Here is a 23598-nt window from a genome sequence, read left to right as displayed (position 1 = left end):
CCTTGAATTCTTGGGATATAACCGGTGAAGTAGCGGCTTTGCGCTTACTTCTGCACCACGGCCATGATGTCTTCTTCGCGCATCACGAGCAGTTCGTTGCCGTCGACCTTGACGGTCTGGCCTGCATACTTGCCGAACAGGACGCGGTCGCCAACCTTCACGTCGAGCGCGATCTGTGCGCCCTTGTCGTCACGCTTGCCCGGGCCGACCGCCAGGATTTCGCCCTGATCCGGCTTTTCTGCTGCGGCTTCGGGGATCACGATGCCCGACGCGGTCTTGGTTTCTTGATCCAGACGCTTGACGATCACGCGATCATGCAAAGGACGAAGGTTCATACATACTCCTCTCTTGATTGAGACTGAAGAACGCTTGGAAAACCCGGCTGGCCGAGCCAACCGGCGAAGTTGTTAGCACTCTCGTGCAGCGAGTGCTAATTATATGGACGGGTGGTGACAAATTCAAGAAGGGATGTGGGGACAGTTGAGATTTACCTGATCGGGCTCGTCACGGGCTAGACCACCAGCTCGCTTTGACTTGATACCCGGCGCCGATGGCAGGGAAAACCCGACCTGCTCAGTCGCAAGATTTTCGCGCCCCTTCCTGCTCCGCCGATGGGCGCGCGTCATCGAATCAATAGAAACCCTTATACAGTATCGGCGCGCCGTGCCGTTGATGAGAAACCTGCGCGCTCTTTACCCTGCTTCGGCGGCGGGATCACTGAACAATTGAGGTTTCTAATGAAGGTCTCCACGCGGCTGACGATGCTTGCACTCGCGGCGCTCGTCGCGCTCCTGGTTGTCGGTTCCTACAGTCTTTACAGCGTCAGACAGGCGATGCTCGACGACAAGCGCGCACAGATCACCAATCTGCTGCGAATGGCAGAACACCTCGCTTCGTACTACCACGACCAGGAAGTGGCCGGGAAATTGACGACCGAACAGGCGCAGTCCGCGACGAAAGAGGCCTTGAGTCAACTGAACTATTCGGACGAGAGCTACTTCTGGGCTCGGCTTCCCGACGGCCTCACGCTGGTACACCGCAAGGCTTCGACCGTCGGCAAGATCAACGTAGGAAAAGCACCCGACGGACGTCCCGACGGCGACCTCTACCGTGAAATGCTCGCCCGCGAACATATTCCGATCATGACGGTGCTGGCCAAGCACCCCACCAGCGGCGAGATGGTAGAAAAGATCAACGGACTGGTCGAGTTCAAGCCGTGGGGATGGTGGATTGGAACTGGCATCTTCACCACCGATATCAGCGCGACGTTCTGGCGGACGGGCGCGTTCCTCATCACCCTGATCTCGGTTGCGATTCTGGGTATTGCGGCACTTGCCTGGCAAATCATTCGCCGCGTGACCGGCGCACTTGGCGGCGAACCCGCCGACGTTTCGCAGGCCATGCACCGCATGTCGGTCGGCGACCTGAGTCTTCCGATCGTCGTTACGGGCGCTAATGAAACGAGCTTGCTCGCATCGGTGGCACGCATGCGGCAGTCATTGCTCGACATGGTGGTCCGCATCGGCACGAGCTCCGAGGCCGTAATGAGTGGGACGAGTCAGATCGCAGCGGGCAACACGGACCTCTCGGCACGGACCGAGCAGCAAGCCGCATCGCTGCAGGAAACGGCAGCGAGCATTGAAGAACTGACCGCGACCGTCAAGCAGAACTCGGAAAACGCGAGGCAAGCGAACGGACTCGCCGACAATGCCAATCAGGTCGCGCTCGAAGGACGCAGGATCGTGGGACAAGTGGTGGACACGATGAGCGGGATCCAGGAGAGTTCGGGAAAAATCGCCGAGATCATCGGCATCATTGAAGGCATCGCGTTTCAGACGAACATTCTTGCGCTCAACGCGGCGGTCGAGGCCGCGCGAGCGGGCGAGGAAGGCCGGGGTTTTGCCGTCGTCGCAAGCGAAGTCCGCAGTCTCGCGCAAAGATCGTCGAGTGCCGCCAAAGATATCAAGGCGCTCATCGAGGCATCGGGCTCGCGGGTCGAGACCGGAGCCGAACTCGTCGCGAGCGCAGGGGAAACCATGGAGAAGGTCGGCATCGCGATTCAGCGGGTGACGGACATCATGGGCGAGATCGCGTCGGCGTCGCACGAACAGAGCCGCGGCATTGAGCAGATCAATCAGGCGATCACGCAGATGGACGAAGTGACGCAGCAGAACGCCGCGTTAGTCGAAGAGGCGGCTGCGGCCGCCGGCTCTCTCGAACATCAAGCGCAGCAATTGCGCACGGCCGTGTCGGTTTTCCGCACCGCCTGACATCGGCCGCGGGTTCGCGGCGCGACGCTAGATCAACTGTTAGCTACAGTTGCGTCGCTCGTATAGCGATCACGTGGCCTCTTGCCTAATCAGCGCGACGTTGCATTCGTGTTGTGTCGTCCGCTTACCAAGCCTGGCCGATTTCGTTGATGCCTTTGCCGAAAGCGAGGAGATGTGAAAACACTGTAGAAATAGGGTTGCTGTATTCTGTTTCTCATGAAGAAACTCGTCCTCTCCGCCGCTGGCGCTGTAACCTCGATGCTTCCCTTGAGGCTTCGGCATGTGATGGCAAAGTCCCTCCTCGAGGATAACTCGCTCGCGAGAGAGTATGGCTATCTCTACTTGTCCAGCCTCTCACGGAAGCTGAATGTTGTACGGTTCTCGGCAAATGGACAGTACGGCACGATGGTCAGCAGTTCGAATGACCTGAGCATTCTGAAGAAGTACGCCGAGACCGGACGTTGGGCGCCTGAGCTCTCGGACAAGTTGAAATTATTCTTCGCCGGTTCGGGAGGGACATATCTCGACATCGGCGCGAACATCGGGATGACGACCATACCGATTGCGCAGCACAACGAGCGCGTGAAGTGTTATGCGTTCGAACCGGAACCGGTCAACTACCGCAATCTTCTGCGCAACATTGCGGAAAATTGCCCGTCACCCAACATAGAGACTTTCCAACTCGCGTTGCACGAACGCGAGGAAGTACTGCCCTTCGAGATTGCCGACGGCAATCTGGGCGATCACCGCCTCCACATCGAAACCGACCTTCCGGCGAAACAGAACGAGGTGGGTCGCAAGATCATCGAAGTGCGTTGCGCAAGACTGGATGATCTTCCTATTCAGTTGTCAGGCCCTGTCTTTGCGAAAGTCGATACCCAGGGTGCGGAGCCCTATGTGTTTGCTGGCGGCAGCAAGACCCTTGCGAAAGCCGATGCGATCCTCGTGGAATGGTCGCCGTATCATATGGCGCGGTTAGGGGGCGATCCCAACGTCGTCCTCCAGTTTCTTGAGGAGCACTTCACATACGGCAAGGTTGAAGAAACCGACGCAAAGGCGGGAAAGCCAGCCGAGACGGAACCAATGCGAACAATCGCAGCGCGCCTGCGGAGCACAATTACAGAATGGCGCGACGACCCGCTCAATTACGTCGATATCTTTGCGACGAAGACGGCGTCACTCACGCGATAGCAAAGCAGGTTGTCGCACGCAAACCGCTTGGCGGCTGCAGAACCGCAGCGGATAACCGCCGCGACTAACACGGCCTCGGCTAACTAACAGCGTAACAACGCGCTACCGGCTCACAGCGTCACTCAGTTACCGGCTTTTCGACAGCGTTCGCATGTCCCACGACCGACTCGAAAAACTGCGCGTACTGCCGGCAGCAGGCATTCCAGCCGAACTCGTCGACAGCTTTGCGCTTGGCCGCATTGCTGGCAATGGTCCGCCACGACTCATTGACCGACTGCAGAATCGCGGGGAGCTCGCTTACGTCATCGAACAGCATGACGTTCTCGAACCTCCTCGCGGCCCACGCCATGAAAGGTGTCGATCGTGCGATCAGCACCGGCACGAGACCAATGGCTTCAAAGAAGACGCCGCTGACGAGCATGGAGTCGACCGCGTGCGGCAAGATCAACACATCGCTCTGCGCAATGCTTTGCGCGAACTCTGCGTCGGTTAAAAACTTCGAATCGATGCGCACGACTTCTCGCAGCGCTTTCCTGTCGATGATTTCGTTCAGCGTCGCGAGATAAGCTTCGGTACCGTGGCCGGCGACGTGCAGTTTGCAATCGCCCGGCCAGACGTCGAGTACCGCGTCGATCTGCTTATATGGACGAATCACGCCGAGCATCGTATAAAGCGGCGCCGCGCTGCGGGCCTTCGCCGTACCTGGCGGATGGCCGGGAGCGTCCCAATAGAGCGGATGAGGTAAATACTGCGCACTGTAGCGGCCCTGAAAATCCGGCGCGTGCACAACGCGGACATCGGCAAGACGATGTACGAACGCAATGATCCGCATAGACAGGCGCCTGTTGAGGCCGACCGTATCGTGCACTGCCTGGTCATGCACGAAACACACGACCTTGGCTCGCCCGATCAACATCAATAAACAGTAGAACGCCAGTAGCAGGCAGCCGGTCACGCTAAGTTGTGCCGTGCCTTTCTGACGCCTGAACGCCCGGTATTCAAGCCAATGAAATACCAGCATGTTCTCCGGCTTTAGCAGATCGGCGAACCCGCCGCTCAGCAGTCCCCTGATTGACAGCGGCAACACATCGTAGCCGGCGGATCTATATAGATCCTTCTGAATGTCGATGTAGCGGTTTGTAGGATTTCTAAAAGGGCACATTAATACTCGAGGCCGTCTTTTCACTTCGTTTTTTCCAGTCGCGTAACTGGTTTTGTCAATGACCTGCGACATTCGACAATCTCCGGTCAAGCTTCACGCGCGAAAACAACACGCTCAGGCGAATACACGGACATTTACAATGCCCATCATTCAAACGCCTAAACCAGTATTGAGTTAATTAACGCTCCATCTTTAAGTTCAGCTTAGCATGCACCAAATCGTTTTGCGAAGTCGCATCACCTTAGAACGCGCCAATCTGAGGGAGCCCCGCGCGCCAGTGTCCGAAAGTGCTGAACATATGCAACCGTGTCGATTTGCCCGGCGCCGAAGTGGCGGCGGGAAGCTAACCTGATGCGCATGAAAGCGGAAAATATGACCTCCGCCTCGTGGGGTCAAAGCGAAAAAAATGCAGGGCGACCAGTCCCCATACGATAAGGAGAAAGTAAAACTTATTCGGGACAAGCCGCCAAATCGGAAACGATCTTGCTTTCTGGCGGGAATTTGCTATTTCTCGTTTTGTCCGACCACTGTTGCGGGTAAGATCTACCCCGTTCGCAGTAGCAACCCCGCAAATTTTACGCACTGCGGGTTCGCTTCCCGGCAAACGTTTGCACGGACACCGTTCTGATCCGCGGTTCCGGCAAATCGTTCGGTTGACCCCACTGTTGATGAATCCCCGACGCGCGAATCGGCCCGGCCGTTTCGACTGGCTCGTGCGCGTTTCTTTGAACCGCCTCGTTCATTGAAGCGGCGCGTACCGGTTCGGCAGACGCACGGCATAACGCACCAAATAGCACTGAGATTTTATCGACCATCAGTAGTGCGAATAAAAATAAAGATTTTCTGGTTTCAAGATCAGTAATTAACAAAATACAAGAATGAATTTATAAATTTTTTCGGGGTTTTTTTCGATAGCGGATAATTCAAAATGTTGAAAAGACGACAGTTTATTGGCGCACTGACGGCACTGAGCGGAAGCGTTATTTTGAGCGCATGTGGCGGCGGCGCAGAAGAAGGCGGCACAATTACCGCTAATTCTGCGGCGCAAAAGGCGAACGCAACGGCCAAAAGCACGTCGCCGAACGGCGCCGCGATGCCGCCGGCGACATCCCTGATCGACGGCTCGGGCGCCACCTGGACTCTTTCGGGCGGCGTCGCCTATCGCAATGGCGCGAAGGCCGGGAACAACTACAACGTGATTCTCGCGCTGTGCTTCAACGGCAACATTTACGTCGAGAACACCAGCTCACAGTTTTACCAATGGACCGGGTCGACGTGGCAGTCTACGAGTGACCCGCGACAAGGTACGACGTCGCCGGACGGTACGACGATGCCGTCGGCTCCCAACATTGTCGACAAGACCGGCGCCGTGTGGACGCTGACCAACGGTGTTATCTCCCGGAACGGCGCAGTTGTGGGCAACAACTACAACGTGTCGCTGGTGCTCTGGTACGGCGGCAAGATCTATTGCCGCAACACCAGCGGACAGTTCTATGCGAATGCAGAGGTGGCCTCCCAATGGTTGCCATGTAGCGATCCGCGCATTGCCACCGCCGCGACCGCCGGAAGCTTCTTTGGCATCAACGGTCACTTCGACTACCCGTACACGCCGACGCAACTCGTGTCGATCCTGAAGGGCCTGGGCTGCACGAGCTACCGCGTCGGCTGCACAGCAGATCCGAATCAATTGAATGCCGTGGTTAAACTGGCACAGGCGTTCCAGTCGGCCGGTATGACGCTGCTCGTGCTGGTCAACCTGGGTCTTTACGACAGCAACGGCAAACTGCTCGCAGGCGAATCCGCCGCGTATAACGCCACGTATGGACCGGCATTCACGATCGCCAACGCGCTCAAGCCCTACGGCGTGACGTTCTACGAATGCGGTAACGAGTTGACGCGCGACAGGGCGATCATCATCGATTCGACGAACGCAGGAACGAAGGCCCTCGACTTCAACAATGCGAACTGGCCCACCATGCGTGGCGCGATGCGCGGCATGATCGACGGAGTGAAAGCCGCGCAGCCCGGCGCGAAATGCGGTATCAACTTCTGCGTCGCCGACGTCGGTGCCTCGGACGCGCTGTGGGACGGCATGCAACCCGACGGCAGCGGCGGCTATCCGAAGGTGCGCTGGGATATCACGACATGGCACAACTATGAAGTGTACGGCGACATTTTCAACATCGGTACCGATGGCGCTGGTCCGGGCATCAACCTGCCTGCGTACTGCAAGGCCCGGTACGGTGTGCCGTTCTTCATCACTGAGTGGAACACCGGCCCGGAGCAGACGCAAACATATCGAGCGAATTACATTACGTCGCAATTGGGCTCGTTCTATGCGGCACGCAAGACGCACAACATTCAGTCCGTCATGTACTACGTGCTCGATAGCGGCAACAACACGTTCGGCATTATGACAAACGGGACCGCGCTGAATCCGCCGTACGGCGCATTCTCGAACTTTACGTCGGGCCACGCGGATAGCTGATCCGCCTGCCTGCGTCCGATGTAGGAATTGGCCTCCCGCCGCTCTCTGGCGGGAGGCCATTTGTTTTTCACGAGACACCGACACGCGACGCTGCGACTCTGGCCTGAAGAAATCGCCCGAAGCTGGCTCTACAGGCCAAACGAGTTTTGGCGCACACTGCGTACAGAACTCAACGGAGCAGCCATGTACGTACCCGACCATTTCAACGAAGCGCGCAAAGACGTGCTGCATGCGTTGATCGCGCACAATCCCTTCGGCACGCTGATCACTCACGGCACGAGCGGTCTGGACGCGAATCACATTCCGTTCGAACTAGCGCCGGAAGAAGGCGAATTCGGCGTGCTGCACGCGCACGTCGCGCGAAACAATCGGCTGTGGCAGGACGTGACTAACGGCGATGAAGTGCTCGTCATCTTCCATGCGGGCGATGCCTATATTTCGCCGACGTGGTACCCGAGCAAGCAGGAAACGCACAGACAGGTGCCCACGTGGAATTACGTGGTGGTACACGCGCACGGCCGCATCACGATTCGCGACGATGAAAAATACGTGCGAGGCGTCGTGGCGCGCCTGACTCGCACACATGAGGCGGGCCAGCCTCGCCCGTGGAAAATGGGAGACGCGCCGAGCGAATATATCCACACCATGCTCAAAGCGATTGTCGGCCTGGAGATCGAGATCACCCGGCTCGTCGGCAAGAGCAAGCTAAGCCAGAACAAGGACGCACGCGATATTGAGGGCGCAGCCGAAGCGCTGAAGGAAAACGGCAACCATCGTATCGCCGATGCGATGCTCGAGCACGCGCCGCATAAGCAGTAAGCCATGCTCGCCCCGGTGCTCTCTTCGAGCCGACCAGTGGGCGACATGTGCGCTATGCGCTCAGCGCACTACGGGTTAGTGACAAAGCGCCAAAGCGCTGCACACTCGGCACTCGATAGCTCGAAATGAGGCATGGATTTGCGCAAGACCACGCTTGCCGGATCTATGCCGTCCTTGACTGCCCGACAGAACGCAACGGGATCGTACCGACTGGGCGGTCCGCCCCGGCGGCTTCTTGCATCGAGCAAGTAGCCACGAGTAAGGGGCGGCGCAAAGCCGGGCGATGGATCCGTCCGTGTATGGCAATTCACGCATCGCGTGGTCCAGTCCGGCAGCGACTGATTGTCGTCGCGCAGGTGCGCTACTGCCGCACGTTGCCCGGTGAAGATCGCGCAGCCCATATCGCCCGGCGAGCAGCTCAAGTCGGCATGTGCGAAATGCGCATTACTTAGTATAGCCAGGCAGATCGTCAGCCGAATCGCCTGGCGTAAGGTTGTCGACGTAATCATCAGTGCAGGCGCAGCGTGCGTGACACGCTCGGCACGCCGTTGGTGTTCAACGCAAAGAGCATGTAATAGCCAGGCACGACAACGCCGGGATCGGCCGGAATCTTCAGAATGAATTCGCCAGCCGTCCCTACCGTGAAACTCAACGGCACGCGTCGCTGCTCGTTGTTTACAGCATGCGTGTTGGACGACAGACGCATGAGCGCGAACGCCTTGACACCACTGCTCGCTTTCACGGCGATGGAAGTACCGAGCTGTGCATCGGCCGGCACGTTACTGAGGGTCGGCCGTGTCGCTGCCGATCCATCCGCATTGAGTAGATACGGCGGCGTAAGAATTTCAATGTCTGTGTGGTTAGTCGCGCAGCCGCCGCACAGTCCCCCGCCTCCGCTCAGCACGCGGCCATCCGCCAATAGCAGCGCAACGCTGTGATACGTCCGCGGCACGGCTTGCGGCGCGAGCTGCGAAAAGACTTTCGTCGTCGGGTCCCACAACTCCGGAGTGAGCACAGCAGTGTCGTCCGAGAAAGGCTGCGCAAAGGCTTGACCGCCCACCACGACGACCTGCCCGTTCGGCAACACAACGCTGCTGCTGAATGCCCGTGTATAGCTCATCGGAGGCAGCGCGGTGGCGACCGCTGTGCCGGTGCTGATATCGATGAGCGTGGCATTCGAAGTCGCATTCGACTGCTCATAACTTGGCGCACCACCAACAGCGAGAATCTTGCCGATGTCGTACATCACGGCGTTGCCATTCATCGCATCGGTATCGTTCGCGCGCTTGCCGGCATCGGTCACGTTGCCGTTACCGGCCGTGTCGAACCAGTGCATGGCCTGGCTCGGTCCGGCGTGGAACACCCGTCCGTTGGACACCGCGAACAACCACGCGTGATTGTCGGCGCGAAATATGCCTGCTGCGTCCTGGGTCAATATGTAGTCGGCCAGTATCGCGCCATTGATTTGCCAACCCGAACCGGATGTCCATGTTTCGCCGTTTTTGCCACCCTCGCCGCCATTCCATGAACCACCGAGCGTGAACACGCTCCCATTGCTCAACGTAACGGTCCCCTGATAGCCGCGTGGGATCTTCATCAGGTTGCTCGACGACCATTGACCGGTCGAAGGCGTGTAGATGCTCGTCTTCGAGCTGCTCGATCCCCCGTTCACCAGCAGGCGGCCGTCCGGCAGATTCGCGATACCGGGGCAGAACATATCGTGCCCGGTGTTGCTGACCAGCACCTGCTTGTTGGTTCCCGTGGTTGGGTTGAAGACCGCGGTGTAGGTCTTTCCCGGCGTGATTTCACCGGAGGTAAAGTCGAGAAGCATATCCGACGACCACACCAGCACATTGCCGTCGGGAAGATTGGCGGCCGCCGCAGGAACCATCGGCACCCCGACAGGCGCCGACCACTTCGACGGCAATGTCTTCACATTCAGGCCGCTCAACTGCCATGTCTGCAGAGCACTTCCATTGCATACCTGCTGTCGGACTTGCTGCCCCCATCCAGTCAGACTCTGCGCCGCCAGACACATGCCGCTGTGCGCAGCGACAATCGCATAGCCGTTGCCTTGCGGCTTCGCAGTAAATGTCTGGTTCGTCTGGCCGTTGCACGCCCACTGGATGATGGCGGCGCCAGCGTTCAAGCTCTCTCCTGTCACGTCCATGCACAGGCCGCTGTTCTGATTCACGAAGTGGAACTGGGATCCGGTGGCCACCGGTCGCCACTGCTGATTTGCACCGCCCGAGCAGCCCCAGGAAATGACCGAGGCGCCGCCCGTTGTAGATGCGGAGTCAACGTCCGCGCACAGGTTCATACCACTGAGCGTTATCGGACCTACCGTTTGCGCCTCTACGCGCGTCGCAAACGTGGCAAGCGCGAACGCTATAGCGGCGACGAAAAGTGCATTCATGCACCCGCCTGCATAGAGCGAGATGAATCTGACAAACGGAATTGGCGCCATGATCTCTGCTCCAGTTAACGTTGAACTACGCGCGCCCCAATGCGCCCAGCGCATTGCAAATTTCGTCTACACGCGGAAGATCCGCGCTGCGCCAGCGCAACCGCGCGCTTGCATCGAAGCAGTAGATCTGGGTCGCATGATCCGCGATGTTGCCGAGCGGCAAGCGGCTGCCCGCAAGCGCCATCCGCATACCGTCGACGTCTCGCAGTGTCGGAGTCGCAGCAGTCCATGCTGGCCCTGCCTGAAAACGCTTGAGCCACTCATGCAGCGCGGATGGTGAGTCGGAAAGCGGATCGATTCCGATCGAGAGCAATCGAACCGGATAGCGCCCACGAATCTGTGGCAACCGTTGCTGCACCGCGCTGAATAGCGCTCCTTGCAGAGGACATACGGAACTACATCCGGTATAGATGGTTTGAACTGCCGTCACGCCATCTAGCAGCACGCTGTTCAGCGATCGCTCTGTACCGGTCTGATCGACCAGTCGGGTGTCTTCCAGACGAACTGGCGGAGTGACGAGCCCCGACGTTCCATGCTGTGCGTACGACGGCAAAGGCGCTGCCGCGATTGCAAGCATTGCGGCATCACGCAGAAAGACGCGCCGCGACGATCTTTCAACCGACGTGGACTCGCCACGTTCAGCGCGCATGAGAGCTTTCGGATGAAACAAGGCGTCGTCCTCCGCAAAAGCTCACAGAACTGCACACTCGCCTTCGCAAACAGCGTTTGGCGCGGCAGTCAATGAACACGTCGGGTGAGTCGGCGATCGCTACGTTGCGTCGGTTCCGAGGGCGGCGAACCGGTTACGTATTTGGAGGCAGCGATTAACGTCGACGGCATTCGATCGTATGCGAAGACCGCGACTACGGTTTGTTTAGTACCCCACACTTCCCAGTGCTTCGTGACGTGAAACCTGTTTGCGCGTGGTGGTTCGGAACGTGGGACAGTTGAAAGAATCCGGCAATGCGAAGCGTTGTCGCGATCTATATTGATTCGCGTGCCGCGATGTCATTTTCTCAACCCGCACTGACGTTGCTCGCGAGGAGCATGCCGGCACCGCGTGCCTGCGAATAACTGGTGCCACAGCTCATTGCGCTGTTTCCGGTCACCGACATGGCAGTGCAGCCGTTCAGATTCATGCCTGTCTCGCAACGGCGCACGAGATTGGCCGACACAACACCGCCAACGCGATTTGCCGCCGCAATTCCACTTCCCCCAGGCCCGCTGAAACCTTCGACCACATTGCCCACTACAACCGCCCCCGTCGCGCTGGACTCCAGATAGATGCCGTGCTTCGGGCTCTCTTGACCGAGTACGGTATTGCCATTGATTACCGGGTCGGACACGTCCAGACAATGAATTCCGTGAGCGCCCATGTAGCGCAGGTTATTGCTCAGAATCGACGGCGAATCCTGGTAGAGCGCGAGAATGCCAATTGCGCCATCCGCCGCATTACAAAGCACACTGTTATTGGTGACAGCGGTGCCTTGTCCGCGCTCATGCCAGATGAAAGTTAATAGCGGCGAGCCGGCGCGTATCGGGTTGCTCGCAACCAGCGCAGTTCCAGCAACACTCACAACAAACGTTGCTGACGGCACGCCTGGCCCAGTAATGAGTTGTCCGAGTTGAACCGCAGGATTTGCGGATGCAAGCGTCACGCGAGCCGTGCCGTTTGTCGCCGCCCGCTGCTCCACTGACACCGCATTGTCGGTGTCCGAGCCCAGCAAGCAGATTGCGGCTTTCGCATGACCGCGCGTGAGGTCGACTGTGTTGCCCGATATGACGCACTGCACGGCGCCGCCATACACGGCAATGCCAGCGTGAATCGGATCCCATGCGGACCCGGTGCCGTCGGTGGCCGCACGATCGAATATCACCGTGTTACCCGTGACCGAGCACGCCAGCGATCGGACGATAGCTATGCCCCACCACTTCGCGCCCTCGCAGGTGTTGCCCGTGATGGTCGAGTTATTGACATTTTCCGTCACGATGCTGCGCCGGAACGAACCTCGCACGACGTTGCCCACCACAGTGCACATGTTGTCCTGCAGCGGGAAAGAGTCGGCATGGTAGTTCGCCAGCCCTTCCATGTGTATGCCGATGCGGCAGTCCTGACCGGCTCTCGCCGTCACGAGATTACCGGTGATCGTCGCTGCGCAACCCCAGACCGTGATACCGTCACCGCGATCCTCGCCATACGTAGACTTTTGCGTGGGGCCGCCACCAGCGCCGATACAGTCAATAACCCTGTTATTGGCGATGATGAAGTCGTGGTACTCGCCCGTCGACTCAACCTGAATGCCGTTCTGAAAATAGCGAATGGTCGAGCGCGTGACGGAACCAAGACTCGCGCGAAACATAATGCCGACGTTGCGTTCGCCGCTATTCGACTGATGCATGTTCGGGTTCGTCAGATAGACTCCGTCGAACTCACAGCCTTGAGCAGTCACTGTGATTGCCGCTGCATTGGCGACGCCCGCTGTAAATCGCAACTCGCCGCCGCCGACTACACGAATCGTCTTCTCAATCCTGAGCGGCTTCGTCACCTTGAACACGTGCCCGCCAGGGACATTCACGACTGCGGCGCCGCTGCTGAAGGCCGCTTGTATCGCAGCGCTGTGATCGACGGACGGCGTGCCAGATCGTGCGTCGGCGCGTGCTTCGGGCGACATGAAGTCCAGCACGCTTGCTTCGCCATTCGGCCCGCGTGTATTTGTTGCATTCGACGCAGCTGCCGGTTTAGCCGAAAAGTAGCCCGCCACTGCCGCGCCCGCGGTCGTGGTTAGCTTCGTCAGGAAATTGCGCCTCTGTTCGCTCAAAATTTTTCCCGCAGGTTCGAGCACAAATGGTTTGCTGTCGAGAAGCCTCCAGCATCCGCCGCGGTGCGATGGCGACATCACCCGCTGCAAGCTACCGATCAATTACCCGGCATTCGTCTGCGGCTTGCCGATACGAGCGAAGCGAAACGTCCTGACCAATATCGACTTCACCGCGCCCAAAGGTAGCCTTCGCCACGCAAGCGGCACGCCGGTCATTTGCGCGGCAAACCACGGCAATGACGAATCGTCTTCGATATCGAATGCGCTCAGACGAAACGGATCACTTTTTTCATCGTTCCAGCCCACCGCTGTAGTGCGTCCGCTCTTGTATCCGGTCGCCTTGAGCATTGCCACTTCGCGCGAGCCATATCGGCCATAGGGGTATGCGAAGTGTTCACAGGGTGCCCCGGTAAGCTCTTCAACCTCACGCTTCGATTGCGCGAGCTCCTCGATGCACTCCTGATCTTCCAGGCGCGTGAGTGTCGGGTGAAAACGCGTGTGCGATTGAAAATCCACGTACGGCAGCATCGCTTCTATTTGGTCTTCGCTGAGCCCGCTGACCGGAGCTTCGTCGCTGCGCACATTCTGATGAAACCCGTACCGTGCTAACTCCTCGAGCCTTTGCGCATTAGGCAGCTTGATCAGACGCTTGACGCCCGCATGCTGCGCGCTGGGCGTGAGCCACCAGTGAGTGCGCTCATGCGCCACAATGCTGCTGCAAATATAAATGGTAGGACGAACGCCATGCTTGATGAAAATCGGCAACAGCGCAGCGTTTCCAACATGACCATCGTCGAATGTGAGCGCCGCGCGGCGGCGACCTCTTCCAGGCGTGTTCACTTCGGACATCGGAACGAAGTCGCAATACTGCTTCAGATACGCAAGGTGTGAATCAAGCGTGGCTGGATCGGGATCGTGATAGAGAAGCACCGCAACCCGGTCTCGCCATAGCAGAAAGCGTGTGAGCGCTGGTAATCCGCTGAGAAGAATGGCGTGCGTAAAAATCGTGCGCATTAGTCGCTTCGGTTTCATGTCGCCTCTTCAGGTCACGAAATACAGCACGGGTTGAGCGCTTCCTTATACCGTTCCCAATAAGGCCAGAACGTGCGGTTAACCACAAAGACGCTGCTTGCCCTCATTTGGCTCTAACGGTTCCACTTTTCGCGAATACCGTCGCCGACAAAGTGCATATTCAGATCTTGTTCACAGTGGTGCTGCGCCTATGCGGCGCAAATGATCCCGTTCAGGTTGTGCGCTCGCGAACATACGCGTCGAAATTGGCACCGCAGACTTTGGCAGTGCTGACTGGTGCGCATCATGCGCTAGTCCACCTTCACACCGTTCTACACGCGACCCGGTTTTCACTCAGGCACGAACCGCGTCTGACGAGTCGCAGCATTCCGACAATGTATGAGCCTTGTTTGCCGCCTCTTCCATTGAAGCGATGGAAAGACTTTCGTCGGCATATTCAGGGGCTCGAACGACGCTCGCAACTCGGGCGGAAAGTAATGGGCCGCGACGCTTGACGCCGATACGCAGACGAATAGCGTGCGGCAACGTAATTTTGCTGGCATCAGCACCTGCACATCCATGTGTGCGGGTGGTCGGTTAAACCTCTTCGATGATGGGCTCCTTATGAACGAGTTTTCTCCAAAATCGCAGGCTGCCGGCTCCCGCCAGAATGACGTTGATCTGGTCCGTTACCTTGACGTAGTCTTGGCGAACCGGTGGCTCGTTCTGGCAATCGCGAGCATGGTGCTTGCAATGGGCGTGGCCTACAGTCTTCTCGCACCGCCCGTTTACCAGTCCGATATTCTCCTGCAGGTAGAACAGGAGAGTCCTACCAATACCAAGAGCTTGCTTGGCGATGTATCGAGCCTCTTCGACGTCAAAACAGAAACCACCGCTCAGATCGAGGTACTGCGCTCGCGCATGGTGGTAGGGAATGCGGTCGACAATCTCAAACTCTACATAAGCGCCGAGCCGAAGCGCTTTCCACTGATCGGCAATTGGATTGCGCGTTGGAACAAAAGCTTGTCGCAGCCCGGCGTGCTCGGCGCTGGCGGCTATGCGTGGGGCAGCGAATCGATCAACGTAGGGACGTTCGATGTCCCAGAAGATCTCGAAGGCGACGACTTCAAGCTGACCTCGCTCGGCGGAGGTCGCTATGTTGTCGAACAGAAGCAGCTCGACGCGCCGATTTACGGACGTGTAGGCGAGACGATCGTTTCCAACGAAAGCACGGGCAAGATAACGCTGCGCGTGCAGGCACTCAATGCGAATCCCGGCACGGAATTTCTGGTGGTGAGGAACTCGCGACTGAAGACGCTGGAGAACCTGCAAGACAAGCTGTTTATCGTTGAAAAAGGCAAGCAGAGCGGCATTATCGGGGCGTCGCTGACAGGCACCGACCGGCAACTGACCGCGAAGATCCTGAACAACATCGGCGACGAGTACGTCGCGGCAAACATCGCGCGCAAGGCAGCCGAGGCCGAGAAATCGCTCGCGTTTCTCAGCGATTTACTTCCTCAACTAAAAAGCGAACTTGAAGATTCCGAGCGTAGCTACAACGCGCTGCGAATGAAGCGCGGCACATTCGACATCAGCGAGGAAGGCAAGACCTATCTGCGCGAAAGCGTCGAATTACAGGCTAGTGCACTGGCACTGAAGCAGAAACGCTCAGAACTCACCGCACTTTTCACGAGTGAGCACCCGTCGGTTCGTGCCGTCGACCAGCAGCTTGCCGCCTTGAGCGCCAAAGAGGCCGCTGTTTCACAGCGAATGACGTCACTGCCGGAACTGGAACAGGAGTCGTTGCGCCTGATGCGCGATGTGCGCGTCAATAACGATCTCTACGTCGGCATGCTCAACAACATGCAGCAGTTAAAACTCGTGCGGGCAGGCAAAGTCGGCACCGTGCGACTGCTCGACCGCTCGGTCGTTCCGAAGGAGCCTATCAAGCCGAATAAGCCGCTGCTGATCGCAGGTTCCGCAGCACTCGGCCTCGTCTTGGGCATAGTGGTGACCTTCTTGCGCCACATACTGCGAGGCGGTGTGACAAACCCTCAGGACATCGAGCAGGAAACTGGTTTGACTGTCTATGCGACCGTGCCGGTTTCGCGCACACAAGCAGCGCTCGAGCATGAATCGCCAAAACGGAACGAGGGCTTGCTGCTGCTCGCCACACATTCTCCTGGAGATCCATCTGTCGAGAGTCTACGCAGTCTGCGCATCGTGCTGCAGCTTTCAATGCTGGAAGCGGGAAACAATCGCGTGCTGCTCACCGGTCCCAGCGAACAGATCGGCAAATCGTTTCTATCCGCCAATCTGGCAGCCGTGATGACCGGATCCGGCAAGCGGGTGCTGCTGATCGACGCTGACTTGCGCAGGGGCCATCTAAACGAGTATTTCAGCAAGGAATCGCAACCGGGGCTCGCGGACGTTCTGACGCAGAGTGCCACGTTGGACGACGCCCTGCAGCGTAACGTAGCGCCCGGACTCGACTTCCTTCCCAACGGTACTACACCGTCCGACCCCGCGGAGCTTCTGATGGGCGATGCAATGTCCCGTCTCCTGGAGTCGGTAGGCGACAGTTACGACATGGTGTTGATCGATACTCCGCCCGTCCTCGCGGTATCCGATGCCGCCGTATTGGCGCACCGCTGCGGCACTGTGTTCCTCGCAACGCGCTTCGGCACGACGTCGGTCGAAGAAGTACGCGAGTCCGTCAAGCAACTTAGGCATGCGAACGTGGAAGTCAAAGGCGTAATCTTCAACGCCTTCCATCCCGCTGCCTATCGCTACAGCTTGGGTTCGCATGCGGGCCGTAACCGATATCTGTCGTATCAGTACGCGACCGCCTCGGGCGACTCCAAATCCGGCAGTTGACCCCTTGCCTAAGCGCATGCCGCAGAAAGCCTGTGTGGCCGATGCGGCATAACCGGTACGGCTTTGTCAAAACCGAACTCCGAATAGAAGATGATCGTTAATGTAAAGCATTCGGTCGTTAGCATCGCGGGCGTTGTGCTCAGTCAGGCCGCGAACTTCATTGCGGTCATACTGATTGGCAAGTTCTGCGGGCCGAGCGAGCTCGGTTACTTCAGCCAGTTGAATGCGATAGGCCTTTTCGCCGGTTCGGTGCTGGGCTTGCGGCTCGAAGTTGCCTGTATGGCTGCGGATAGGACGCTTGCCGTTCGCGCGCTGGTGAGTTCGAGTTGCGTCGCCATGGCGATCGCACTGCTGCTAGCCGCCGTCGCGGTGGTCAGTGGCGAGCAGAAGTATTTGACCGTAGTGGTGCTGGCGTGCGGTGTATTCCTCCAGCAGGCGCTGTCGTCTGCACTGGCTAGCGAGCGCAAGTACGTGAGCATCGCCGTGCAACGCGCATTTCCGAATGTCGCATTTGCGATGGCGTTCGTTGCGCTGATGATGGTGGCCAGACACCCGTGGAGCGGACCGGACATTTTCGCGGTGTACAGCTTCGTGTTCTTTGTTTCAGCCGTCGTTCCGCTGGCCGGATATCTTTTCGGTTCCCGGTCGATGCTTTCGCCGGAGTGCCTGAAGTTCTCCCGGCTGCAACTCGACTACGCCAAATTCTCACTGCCGACAACGTCGCTCAATTCGGTCGTGATCTATTCAATCGCGATCCTCATGCCACTTGCTTTCGCACCCCACGACGCGGGCGTTTTTGCTCTTGCCTATCGCGTCGGCTATTTCCCTGCGTCTCTCCTGTCACAGAGCCTCGGCGCGGTGTTCCGACGGGATCTCATCGATCTGGTGGAAAGAGGTACGGACGTGCGCGGCGCAAGGAATCCGGCGACATCGTTCTCTCTGGTTCTGATGCCGCTGAGCGTGGTGCTCATTGCAGCGGGCTACCTCGGCCTCGCGCTCATCATCAACTTCAAGATGGGAGACCTCTGGCAGCAGTCGATGCACGTTTACATGCTGTTTTCGCCGTACTTCCTGACGATGGCCGTGTTCGGTTCGCTTGCACAGGTATTCATCGTCTTCAAGCAGCAGAAGTTCGATCTGGTGATTCAACTGATGAGTGCCGTCAGCATATTCATCATTTTCGCCTTCACGAGCGTCTTCAAGCTGGACTTTATGTCGGTGGTGCTGCTTCTCAGCCTATCGGGAACGCTCGTGGCATGCGTCGGCATCTACTATTCGGTGAACGTGGCGAAAGGCGGCATGAGCATCAAGCCGCGGGATTCGGTTGCAATCTAAGGGGGTGAACGTGCGTATTGTCAAAGTACCCGGGCTAATCGGGCGAAGCGCGAGTCCCGGCGTGTCGGCGACAACCTGGCTGCTTCTGCTCGCCCTTCTTTGCTTCGTTTCCATCGCCCATGAAACGGTGCTCCCGGCCAAGTTCCTGCTCGACGAGCAAGTTATCCTCGAACGAATGCTGACGGTTAGTCGCTTCGAAGCCTTTGGCGACTCCTTCGACAACCTTGCATGGACGTTCCGGTCGCTCGGCATTAGCACGCCGGGAATATCGCTGATCGGATTTTTCGCCTCCACAGTCGGCCTCGTGCTCGCGATCTGGCGGTCTGGAGTGGCGTCGCTAACGTACATGGAATTCCTGCTCGCCTGCTTCTGGCTCTTTGCGCAGACAGTCTACATTGGTATGCCTTCGAAGGAGATCGTTATATCGCTAGCGGTTCTCTTCATCCTGCAGTGCAAGGACTCGCGGTTCATCGTTGTCGTATTCACAGCTTGCGTCGCACTCATTGCCATCTTCTTTCGCACCTATTGGGCCATCACGTTAGTGCCGGCGCTGTTGCTGTACTTCGGGCCCGCTGTTCTGCGCAGGCCGCCTTTTCTCGCATTGCTGGCTGTCATTCTGTTCGCATGCGTAGCCGCTAACTTCCGTATGCAGTACGGCGAAACGCTGGACTTTGCACGGCAGATGGTCAACGAGTCGAGAGATCCGAGCGAGGTTGGGTCGCTTATCGTACAGATCATCCCCGGCGGCAATATGGTCTCGGACGTGACTAACGCCATGCTCATTCTGGGCACGTTTCTGCTGCCTTTACCGCTGGTTCTCTCGGGGGTGGCGACACAGACCATCGGCGGAATATGCACGTTCTTTACTCTCGCCTCCATGTTCTCGCGGTATCAGAGAAGAGGTGCAGTCGCAGCGCCAGATCGCTTTGAGAAGCTGTGCTTCTGCTTCATCGTCAGCTTTCTTGCAACTCAGGCGATCTTCGAACCCGACTATGGCTCGTTTCTCCGTCATCTGTCGCCGATCGCGCCGCTCTTAATGTATCTGCTGCTTTCATCGCGATTGGAGCGCAAGCCGGACGCGCCTCATGTCACTACCACCCGCCCCGTCCACTTCCATTTCGGCCAGCCAGAGCGCAGATGGCTCAAGTCCCACGATGGTCAGTGAACGTGGAGCGCGGCGTTCAGGCAGCGGTCGATTCCCGATGACGCGATCACGTTATTCCACCGCAGATGTTCGAGACTGGAAGGGTCGTTCGCTGGCACTGTCTCATCCGACAGTTGACCTATTCCTGCAAAGATGTCGGGCCCCGTGACCTTGCAGAGAATCCCGAATGCGGCCGCTGCAGTGAGGTTTGACGGTGAATCGTTACAAATAATCCGTTTGCCCAACGCAGCGTATTCGAGCAGCTTCGTCGGAGTCTGCACGTTGTAGGGACGCGAGTACGGAATCGTCGATATGGCGTACTCGCAGTTCTTTACTACATCGAGAGCATCCCGTTGCGGCAGTTTTCCAGTGAATATCAGGCCGGGCGCTCCTTGATAAGCGTCGGCAATCTTCTTTTCCACGGCACCGACAAGTACCAGGGTGTCGGAACCGCGCCGCGCAGACGCGAAACCCGCGAGAAACTCATCGACGCCCCTCTCACGGGTGATCTCCCCCATATAGCAAAACGTTCCCGTGGGCAGCGCTCCGTTGCGAGAGCCTTTGCAGGAGAAGATCCAGTCGGGCACACCCATGGGCAACAGAATGGTTTCCACGCTGTCGTCGAAGTCCATCAGCTTCTGCATGGATTCGTTCTGGAAGATTCGGAGATTTGGACGCGGCTGCAGCAACTTCTTCGCCGCGTCTTTCAGTGTGATATAGCTGCCTACCGACAACGAGCGGTAGTCATGAATCACGTAGCGCGAGGGCAGCCTCTTTGGATAGAACCCCATGATGCACCAGAGCACATAGTTGTGCGGGTCCGCAATTTTCCGATAGTCAGCCATCGTGCCTGAGTTGACGAAGTAGCCGTTCTTTTCGAAATACTCCGTGTACGCGGCCACCTCGGGATAGTTCGCCTTGCCCGTATGCAAAATAAACAGTTTCACTTTTTCCTACCTCCGTTGCTCACACTCTGCATCCACGTGGTCGACGAACTCTTTGCTTCCGAAGGCGTTGCGTCCTACTGGCTGAAGTTTATTTTTCCGGAAATGTAGCTATTGATGTTCGATTTCTCGATAACGTTGTCCCACGCGAGCTGCGTGAAATTCGCCCTTTGATTCGGCTTCGCCGTCTCAATGGTGGCGGCGGTCATCCCGGTGAAAATGGAGGAACTGGTGATGATGCTGTTGATGTGCAAATCCTCGCAGCACGCGACGTTCGACGGAGAGTCATTGCACAGAATTTTCTTCCCAAGCGCAGCGTACTCGAGAAGTTTGGTCGGCGTCTGGTAGCAATGCGGACGGTGATATGGGAAGTACGACACCGCGATCGACGACCTCGCGACAAGGCCAAGTGCCTCGCGCTGTGGCAACGCGCCAGCGAAGACCAATCCGCGCCTGCCGGCGTATCGCTCGTAAAGGCGTGGCTCGGGCTTGCCTACAAGCAACAGCGAAGCATCCACCTCGCGGAAGTTCTCGAGAAATGCCTCAATGACGAGATGAAAGCCCCGCTCGAAGCTCATGTCGCCGATATAGCAAAAGTCGGCGATATCCTCGGCATCAGGCGGTTGTTGCGGCACCTCGAAGATCCATTTCGGAACACCCATTGGGAGGATCACCGAGGGCACGTCGTCATTGAACTTCATGATGTTTTGCTGCCGCGTATTCTGGAAGATCCGCAAGTTGGGTCGTGCGTTCAGATAGCGCTTTGCAATGTCTTTCAGGCCAGCCGAGCCGCCCACAGAGAGCGACCTGTAGTCGTGAATGACGAAATCAGACGCCAGTTGCTTCGGATAGAAGCCCATGATCGCCCACACGAGAAAGTCTGCCTTATCCGCAAGCGCTTTGTAGTCGCTCAGTGTGCCGGCGACCACATCGACACCGCGTGCGGCGTAGTAGTCCTGATATGCCACGAGTTCGGGGTAATTAGCCCGGCCGGGATGTAGCAAGAAGATTTTGTACACAGTTGGTCCCCGTAAATCGTTGGTGCGGTCAACTAGTCGTTCAGATCGGACGCCGGAACTACAATGACTTGTCCGGGTTGGGCTGGATATCGCAAGGGACAATTGAATGGGGCTCCAGTACTTCCTTGACGTGTTTCTCTCCGCTGGACTCATAGGTGTTCAGCCATCTGTGAAAGATGATGTCCATCGAGAACTTCGCCACCGCGAGTTCTCGTGCGGCCGCGCCCATCTCTTCCCTCAGTTTCCGATCGCCGCGGAGCTGCTCCAGGTAACCCGGCATCTCCTCATCCGACCCAACGAATCCCGTGACGCCGTGAACAACCACGTCGCGGTTGCCCACCACGTCGGTCACGACCGCGGGAATGCCCGCTACCTGCGCTTCGATCAGCGCTACAGGCATGCCTTCCCAGCGTGACGTCTGCACGTAGATGTCGAGCTCAGACATTAACGAAAGCGCGCGCGAACGCGTTAGCCAGCCGCTGCACGTGAGCGCAGACGCCTGACTCGCATCGGGCAACTCTTCGCTATTGCCCCCGATCCAGACAAATCTGGTGGTCGAGTCGTGCAACGTGTTCGCGAGAGAGATAAAGAGCTCGTGGTGTTTCTGAAACGACGCACGGCCATTCATTCCAACGACGACATTTCCGTCCTCGCGATTTTTGCGCAGCGGGATGCTGCTAATGTCCACGCCGTTCTCTATCAACGTTGCGTCCTTCACTCGGACTTTTTCCTCAATCTCGTGCAACTCTCCGGGCGAGCACGCGACGACAGTCCCCCCCATCATGTCGGCCATGCGCTCGAACATCAGATACGCAAGCTGCTTCGCGCGAGAGACGTCGCGACGTAGAAAAGCAAGGCCGTGCGGCGAGTACAGAACCTTCGCGTTTTGCGTCGCAATTCTGGCGGCCGCACGCCCCAATACGCCAGCCTTCGACGAGTGCAGGTGGATCACTGTCGGGTCGCAGCGCCGCATATGTCTGGCGAGTTCCCACACGCTCGACCAATCTTTGCGGACATGAACATCCCTGCACATGGACACGTGCACGAGGTCGACCTTGGGGTGGAACAGTTCGATGAAGTTCTTCGGAGTTTCCGGCCGTGTCGAATAAAGGACCGTGACATGCGCGCCGATTGCCGCTGCGCGGTTGCAAAGCTCCGTGAGCATCGACAGAACGCCTCCTCCAAATGCCTCGGTAACGTGAACGATTCTCATGGGGCTCCCGCGCCAATTAACGATTTGCCAAGTTATCCACCGTGCTCGCCGCCCAGGTACGTGACAAATTGATCCAATGACCTGGAGCCTGCGTTCGTTTTAAAACGCAAAATGCGAAAATTAATCTGCATAACTTATAATCATGCGAAGCGTCGTGAAATCGCCGATTTCACGACGCCGCGTTTATTTCGTGCCAGCGCCAAACTGCGTTGGAGCCGCAAAACGCGAAGCAAAGCAAAGCAAGGGATTGATACCACTTAACGCGAACACGCAATTCTGACTCGCGAATTAGCGCGAGATTTTCAACTTTTTCGGGTTCGTGCTTGTCGAGCAACAAGCAACCAGGATGGCTTACTGTTATTCCAGGCAGCGTATTGCGCAAAACAGGATGGAGCACAGCGTGAAAGCAGGTTTGCCCAATCTTTCGAGTAGCAAACAGTAGAATGCGGAAACCTTGCGTGACGATAAGAGCCTAAAATGTACCGCTCCGTGCGGAAGGACACATCGCGCGGTAAGTATTGCAGACAACAGTAACAAGTACCGTCAAATAATATTATTACCTTAGGGCAACGTTTCGTTTTATGCTTGGTCCGCGCCTCGCTGAGGACAACACGGTGCCATGGCAAAAGGGCGCGCGTTCGCCATGACGCCGAGGCCGTTGGATTGCTCTAGACAACGGCAGGCCACGGCTAGGATGGCAACGTATGCTTGAAGGACGGGCATACGACGGTAGCCGCATTAAATGGTTTGCTCATCTCAGCGTTAGGAGGCGACTTTCTTATAACAAGGCGCCGCAACCAGGCCGGAAGGTTCTACGCGAAGATGACGCGTTGACGGCC

The 23598-nt window shown here is 57.7% G+C and carries 16 protein-coding genes; 7 read left to right on the top strand and 9 right to left on the bottom strand.

Going from position 1 to position 23598, the window contains the following annotated elements; genetic code table 11:
• Positions 1-44: 44 nt before the first annotated feature.
• Positions 45-335, bottom strand: a complete 291-nt coding sequence (gene groES, locus BCA01S_RS17470; protein ID WP_007178996.1) for a co-chaperone GroES — start codon at positions 333-335, stop codon at positions 45-47.
• Positions 336-737: 402 nt separating this feature from the next.
• On the opposite strand from groES, the gene BCA01S_RS17465 reads away from it, so the two are divergent.
• Complete coding sequence (locus BCA01S_RS17465; RefSeq protein WP_027778005.1) at positions 738-2270, top strand: methyl-accepting chemotaxis protein; 1533 nt, start codon at positions 738-740, stop codon at positions 2268-2270.
• A gap of 216 nt (positions 2271-2486) precedes the next feature.
• Positions 2487-3461, top strand: a complete 975-nt coding sequence (locus BCA01S_RS17460) for an FkbM family methyltransferase (protein ID WP_244146007.1) — start codon at positions 2487-2489, stop codon at positions 3459-3461.
• A 118-nt stretch (positions 3462-3579) separates the two neighbouring features.
• On the opposite strand, the gene BCA01S_RS17455 is transcribed toward BCA01S_RS17460, so the two are convergent.
• Positions 3580-4623 (bottom strand): glycosyltransferase, encoded by a 1044-nt coding sequence (locus BCA01S_RS17455; protein ID WP_244146006.1) that lies wholly within the window; start codon positions 4621-4623, stop codon positions 3580-3582.
• 928 nt (positions 4624-5551) lie between these two features.
• On the opposite strand from BCA01S_RS17455, the gene BCA01S_RS17445 reads away from it, so the two are divergent.
• Positions 5552-7111 (top strand): hypothetical protein, encoded by a 1560-nt coding sequence (locus BCA01S_RS17445; RefSeq protein WP_027778001.1) that lies wholly within the window; start codon positions 5552-5554, stop codon positions 7109-7111.
• A gap of 183 nt (positions 7112-7294) precedes the next feature.
• A complete protein-coding gene (locus BCA01S_RS17440; RefSeq protein ID WP_027778000.1) occupies positions 7295-7930 on the top strand; it encodes an FMN-binding negative transcriptional regulator in 636 nt (211 codons plus the stop codon).
• Positions 7931-8438: 508 nt separating this feature from the next.
• On the opposite strand, the gene BCA01S_RS17435 is transcribed toward BCA01S_RS17440, so the two are convergent.
• The 4 genes from BCA01S_RS17435 to BCA01S_RS17420 all read right to left on the bottom strand — a co-directional run bounded on the left by BCA01S_RS17435 (position 8439) and on the right by BCA01S_RS17420 (position 14248).
• The gene (locus BCA01S_RS17435) at positions 8439-10346 is read right to left on the bottom strand and encodes an RICIN domain-containing protein (protein WP_169740534.1); all 1908 of its coding nucleotides are present in this window, start codon (positions 10344-10346) and stop codon (positions 8439-8441) included.
• A 76-nt stretch (positions 10347-10422) separates the two neighbouring features.
• Positions 10423-11046, bottom strand: a complete 624-nt coding sequence (locus tag BCA01S_RS17430; RefSeq protein ID WP_042318795.1) for an SCO family protein — start codon at positions 11044-11046, stop codon at positions 10423-10425.
• Between the two features lie 367 nt (positions 11047-11413).
• Positions 11414-13216 (bottom strand): NosD domain-containing protein, encoded by a 1803-nt coding sequence (locus tag BCA01S_RS17425; RefSeq protein WP_244146005.1) that lies wholly within the window; start codon positions 13214-13216, stop codon positions 11414-11416.
• Positions 13217-13318: 102 nt separating this feature from the next.
• Positions 13319-14248 (bottom strand): polysaccharide deacetylase family protein, encoded by a 930-nt coding sequence (locus BCA01S_RS17420; RefSeq protein WP_027777996.1) that lies wholly within the window; start codon positions 14246-14248, stop codon positions 13319-13321.
• A 603-nt stretch (positions 14249-14851) separates the two neighbouring features.
• Here BCA01S_RS17420 and BCA01S_RS17415 point away from each other — a divergent pair.
• The 3 genes from BCA01S_RS17415 to BCA01S_RS17405 all read left to right on the top strand — a co-directional run bounded on the left by BCA01S_RS17415 (position 14852) and on the right by BCA01S_RS17405 (position 19604).
• Complete coding sequence (locus BCA01S_RS17415; protein ID WP_027777995.1) at positions 14852-17104, top strand: polysaccharide biosynthesis tyrosine autokinase; 2253 nt, start codon at positions 14852-14854, stop codon at positions 17102-17104.
• 90 nt (positions 17105-17194) lie between these two features.
• Complete coding sequence (locus BCA01S_RS17410; protein WP_027777994.1) at positions 17195-18439, top strand: lipopolysaccharide biosynthesis protein; 1245 nt, start codon at positions 17195-17197, stop codon at positions 18437-18439.
• Between the two features lie 10 nt (positions 18440-18449).
• The gene (locus BCA01S_RS17405; RefSeq protein WP_255218475.1) at positions 18450-19604 is read left to right on the top strand and encodes a hypothetical protein; all 1155 of its coding nucleotides are present in this window, start codon (positions 18450-18452) and stop codon (positions 19602-19604) included.
• On the opposite strand, the gene BCA01S_RS17400 is transcribed toward BCA01S_RS17405, so the two are convergent.
• From BCA01S_RS17400 to BCA01S_RS34945, 3 genes are all read right to left on the bottom strand, one after another.
• A complete protein-coding gene (locus BCA01S_RS17400; RefSeq protein WP_027777992.1) occupies positions 19598-20530 on the bottom strand; it encodes a glycosyltransferase in 933 nt (310 codons plus the stop codon). The genes BCA01S_RS17405 and BCA01S_RS17400 overlap by 7 nt on opposite strands.
• A gap of 74 nt (positions 20531-20604) precedes the next feature.
• Complete coding sequence (locus tag BCA01S_RS17395; RefSeq protein WP_027777991.1) at positions 20605-21546, bottom strand: glycosyltransferase; 942 nt, start codon at positions 21544-21546, stop codon at positions 20605-20607.
• A gap of 58 nt (positions 21547-21604) precedes the next feature.
• Positions 21605-22759 carry a glycosyltransferase gene (locus BCA01S_RS34945; protein ID WP_042318792.1) on the bottom strand — a complete coding sequence of 385 codons (1155 nt, stop codon included), beginning with the start codon at positions 22757-22759 and terminating at the stop codon, positions 21605-21607.
• Between the last annotated feature and the right edge of the window lie 839 nt (positions 22760-23598).

This window comes from Paraburkholderia caledonica NBRC 102488 (assembly GCF_000685095.1).
GTDB classification, from domain to species: Bacteria; Pseudomonadota; Gammaproteobacteria; order Burkholderiales; family Burkholderiaceae; genus Paraburkholderia; species Paraburkholderia caledonica.
Note: the sequence above shows the minus strand (reverse complement) of the source record. Positions and strands in the feature narration are given on the sequence as shown.

Coding starts and splice junctions, on each gene's coding strand:
- groES (WP_007178996.1), bottom strand. CDS start 335: ATGAACCTTCGTCCTTTGCATGATCGCGTGATCGTCAAGCGTCTGGAT.
- BCA01S_RS17465 (WP_027778005.1), top strand. CDS start 738: ATGAAGGTCTCCACGCGGCTGACGATGCTTGCACTCGCGGCGCTCGTC.
- BCA01S_RS17460 (WP_244146007.1), top strand. CDS start 2,487: ATGAAGAAACTCGTCCTCTCCGCCGCTGGCGCTGTAACCTCGATGCTT.
- BCA01S_RS17455 (WP_244146006.1), bottom strand. CDS start 4,623: ATGTGCCCTTTTAGAAATCCTACAAACCGCTACATCGACATTCAGAAG.
- BCA01S_RS17445 (WP_027778001.1), top strand. CDS start 5,552: ATGTTGAAAAGACGACAGTTTATTGGCGCACTGACGGCACTGAGCGGA.
- BCA01S_RS17440 (WP_027778000.1), top strand. CDS start 7,295: ATGTACGTACCCGACCATTTCAACGAAGCGCGCAAAGACGTGCTGCAT.
- BCA01S_RS17435 (WP_169740534.1), bottom strand. CDS start 10,346: ATGAATGCACTTTTCGTCGCCGCTATAGCGTTCGCGCTTGCCACGTTT.
- BCA01S_RS17430 (WP_042318795.1), bottom strand. CDS start 11,046: ATGCGCGCTGAACGTGGCGAGTCCACGTCGGTTGAAAGATCGTCGCGG.
- BCA01S_RS17420 (WP_027777996.1), bottom strand. CDS start 14,248: ATGAAACCGAAGCGACTAATGCGCACGATTTTTACGCACGCCATTCTT.
- BCA01S_RS17415 (WP_027777995.1), top strand. CDS start 14,852: ATGAACGAGTTTTCTCCAAAATCGCAGGCTGCCGGCTCCCGCCAGAAT.
- BCA01S_RS17410 (WP_027777994.1), top strand. CDS start 17,195: ATGATCGTTAATGTAAAGCATTCGGTCGTTAGCATCGCGGGCGTTGTG.
- BCA01S_RS34945 (WP_042318792.1), bottom strand. CDS start 22,759: ATGAGAATCGTTCACGTTACCGAGGCATTTGGAGGAGGCGTTCTGTCG.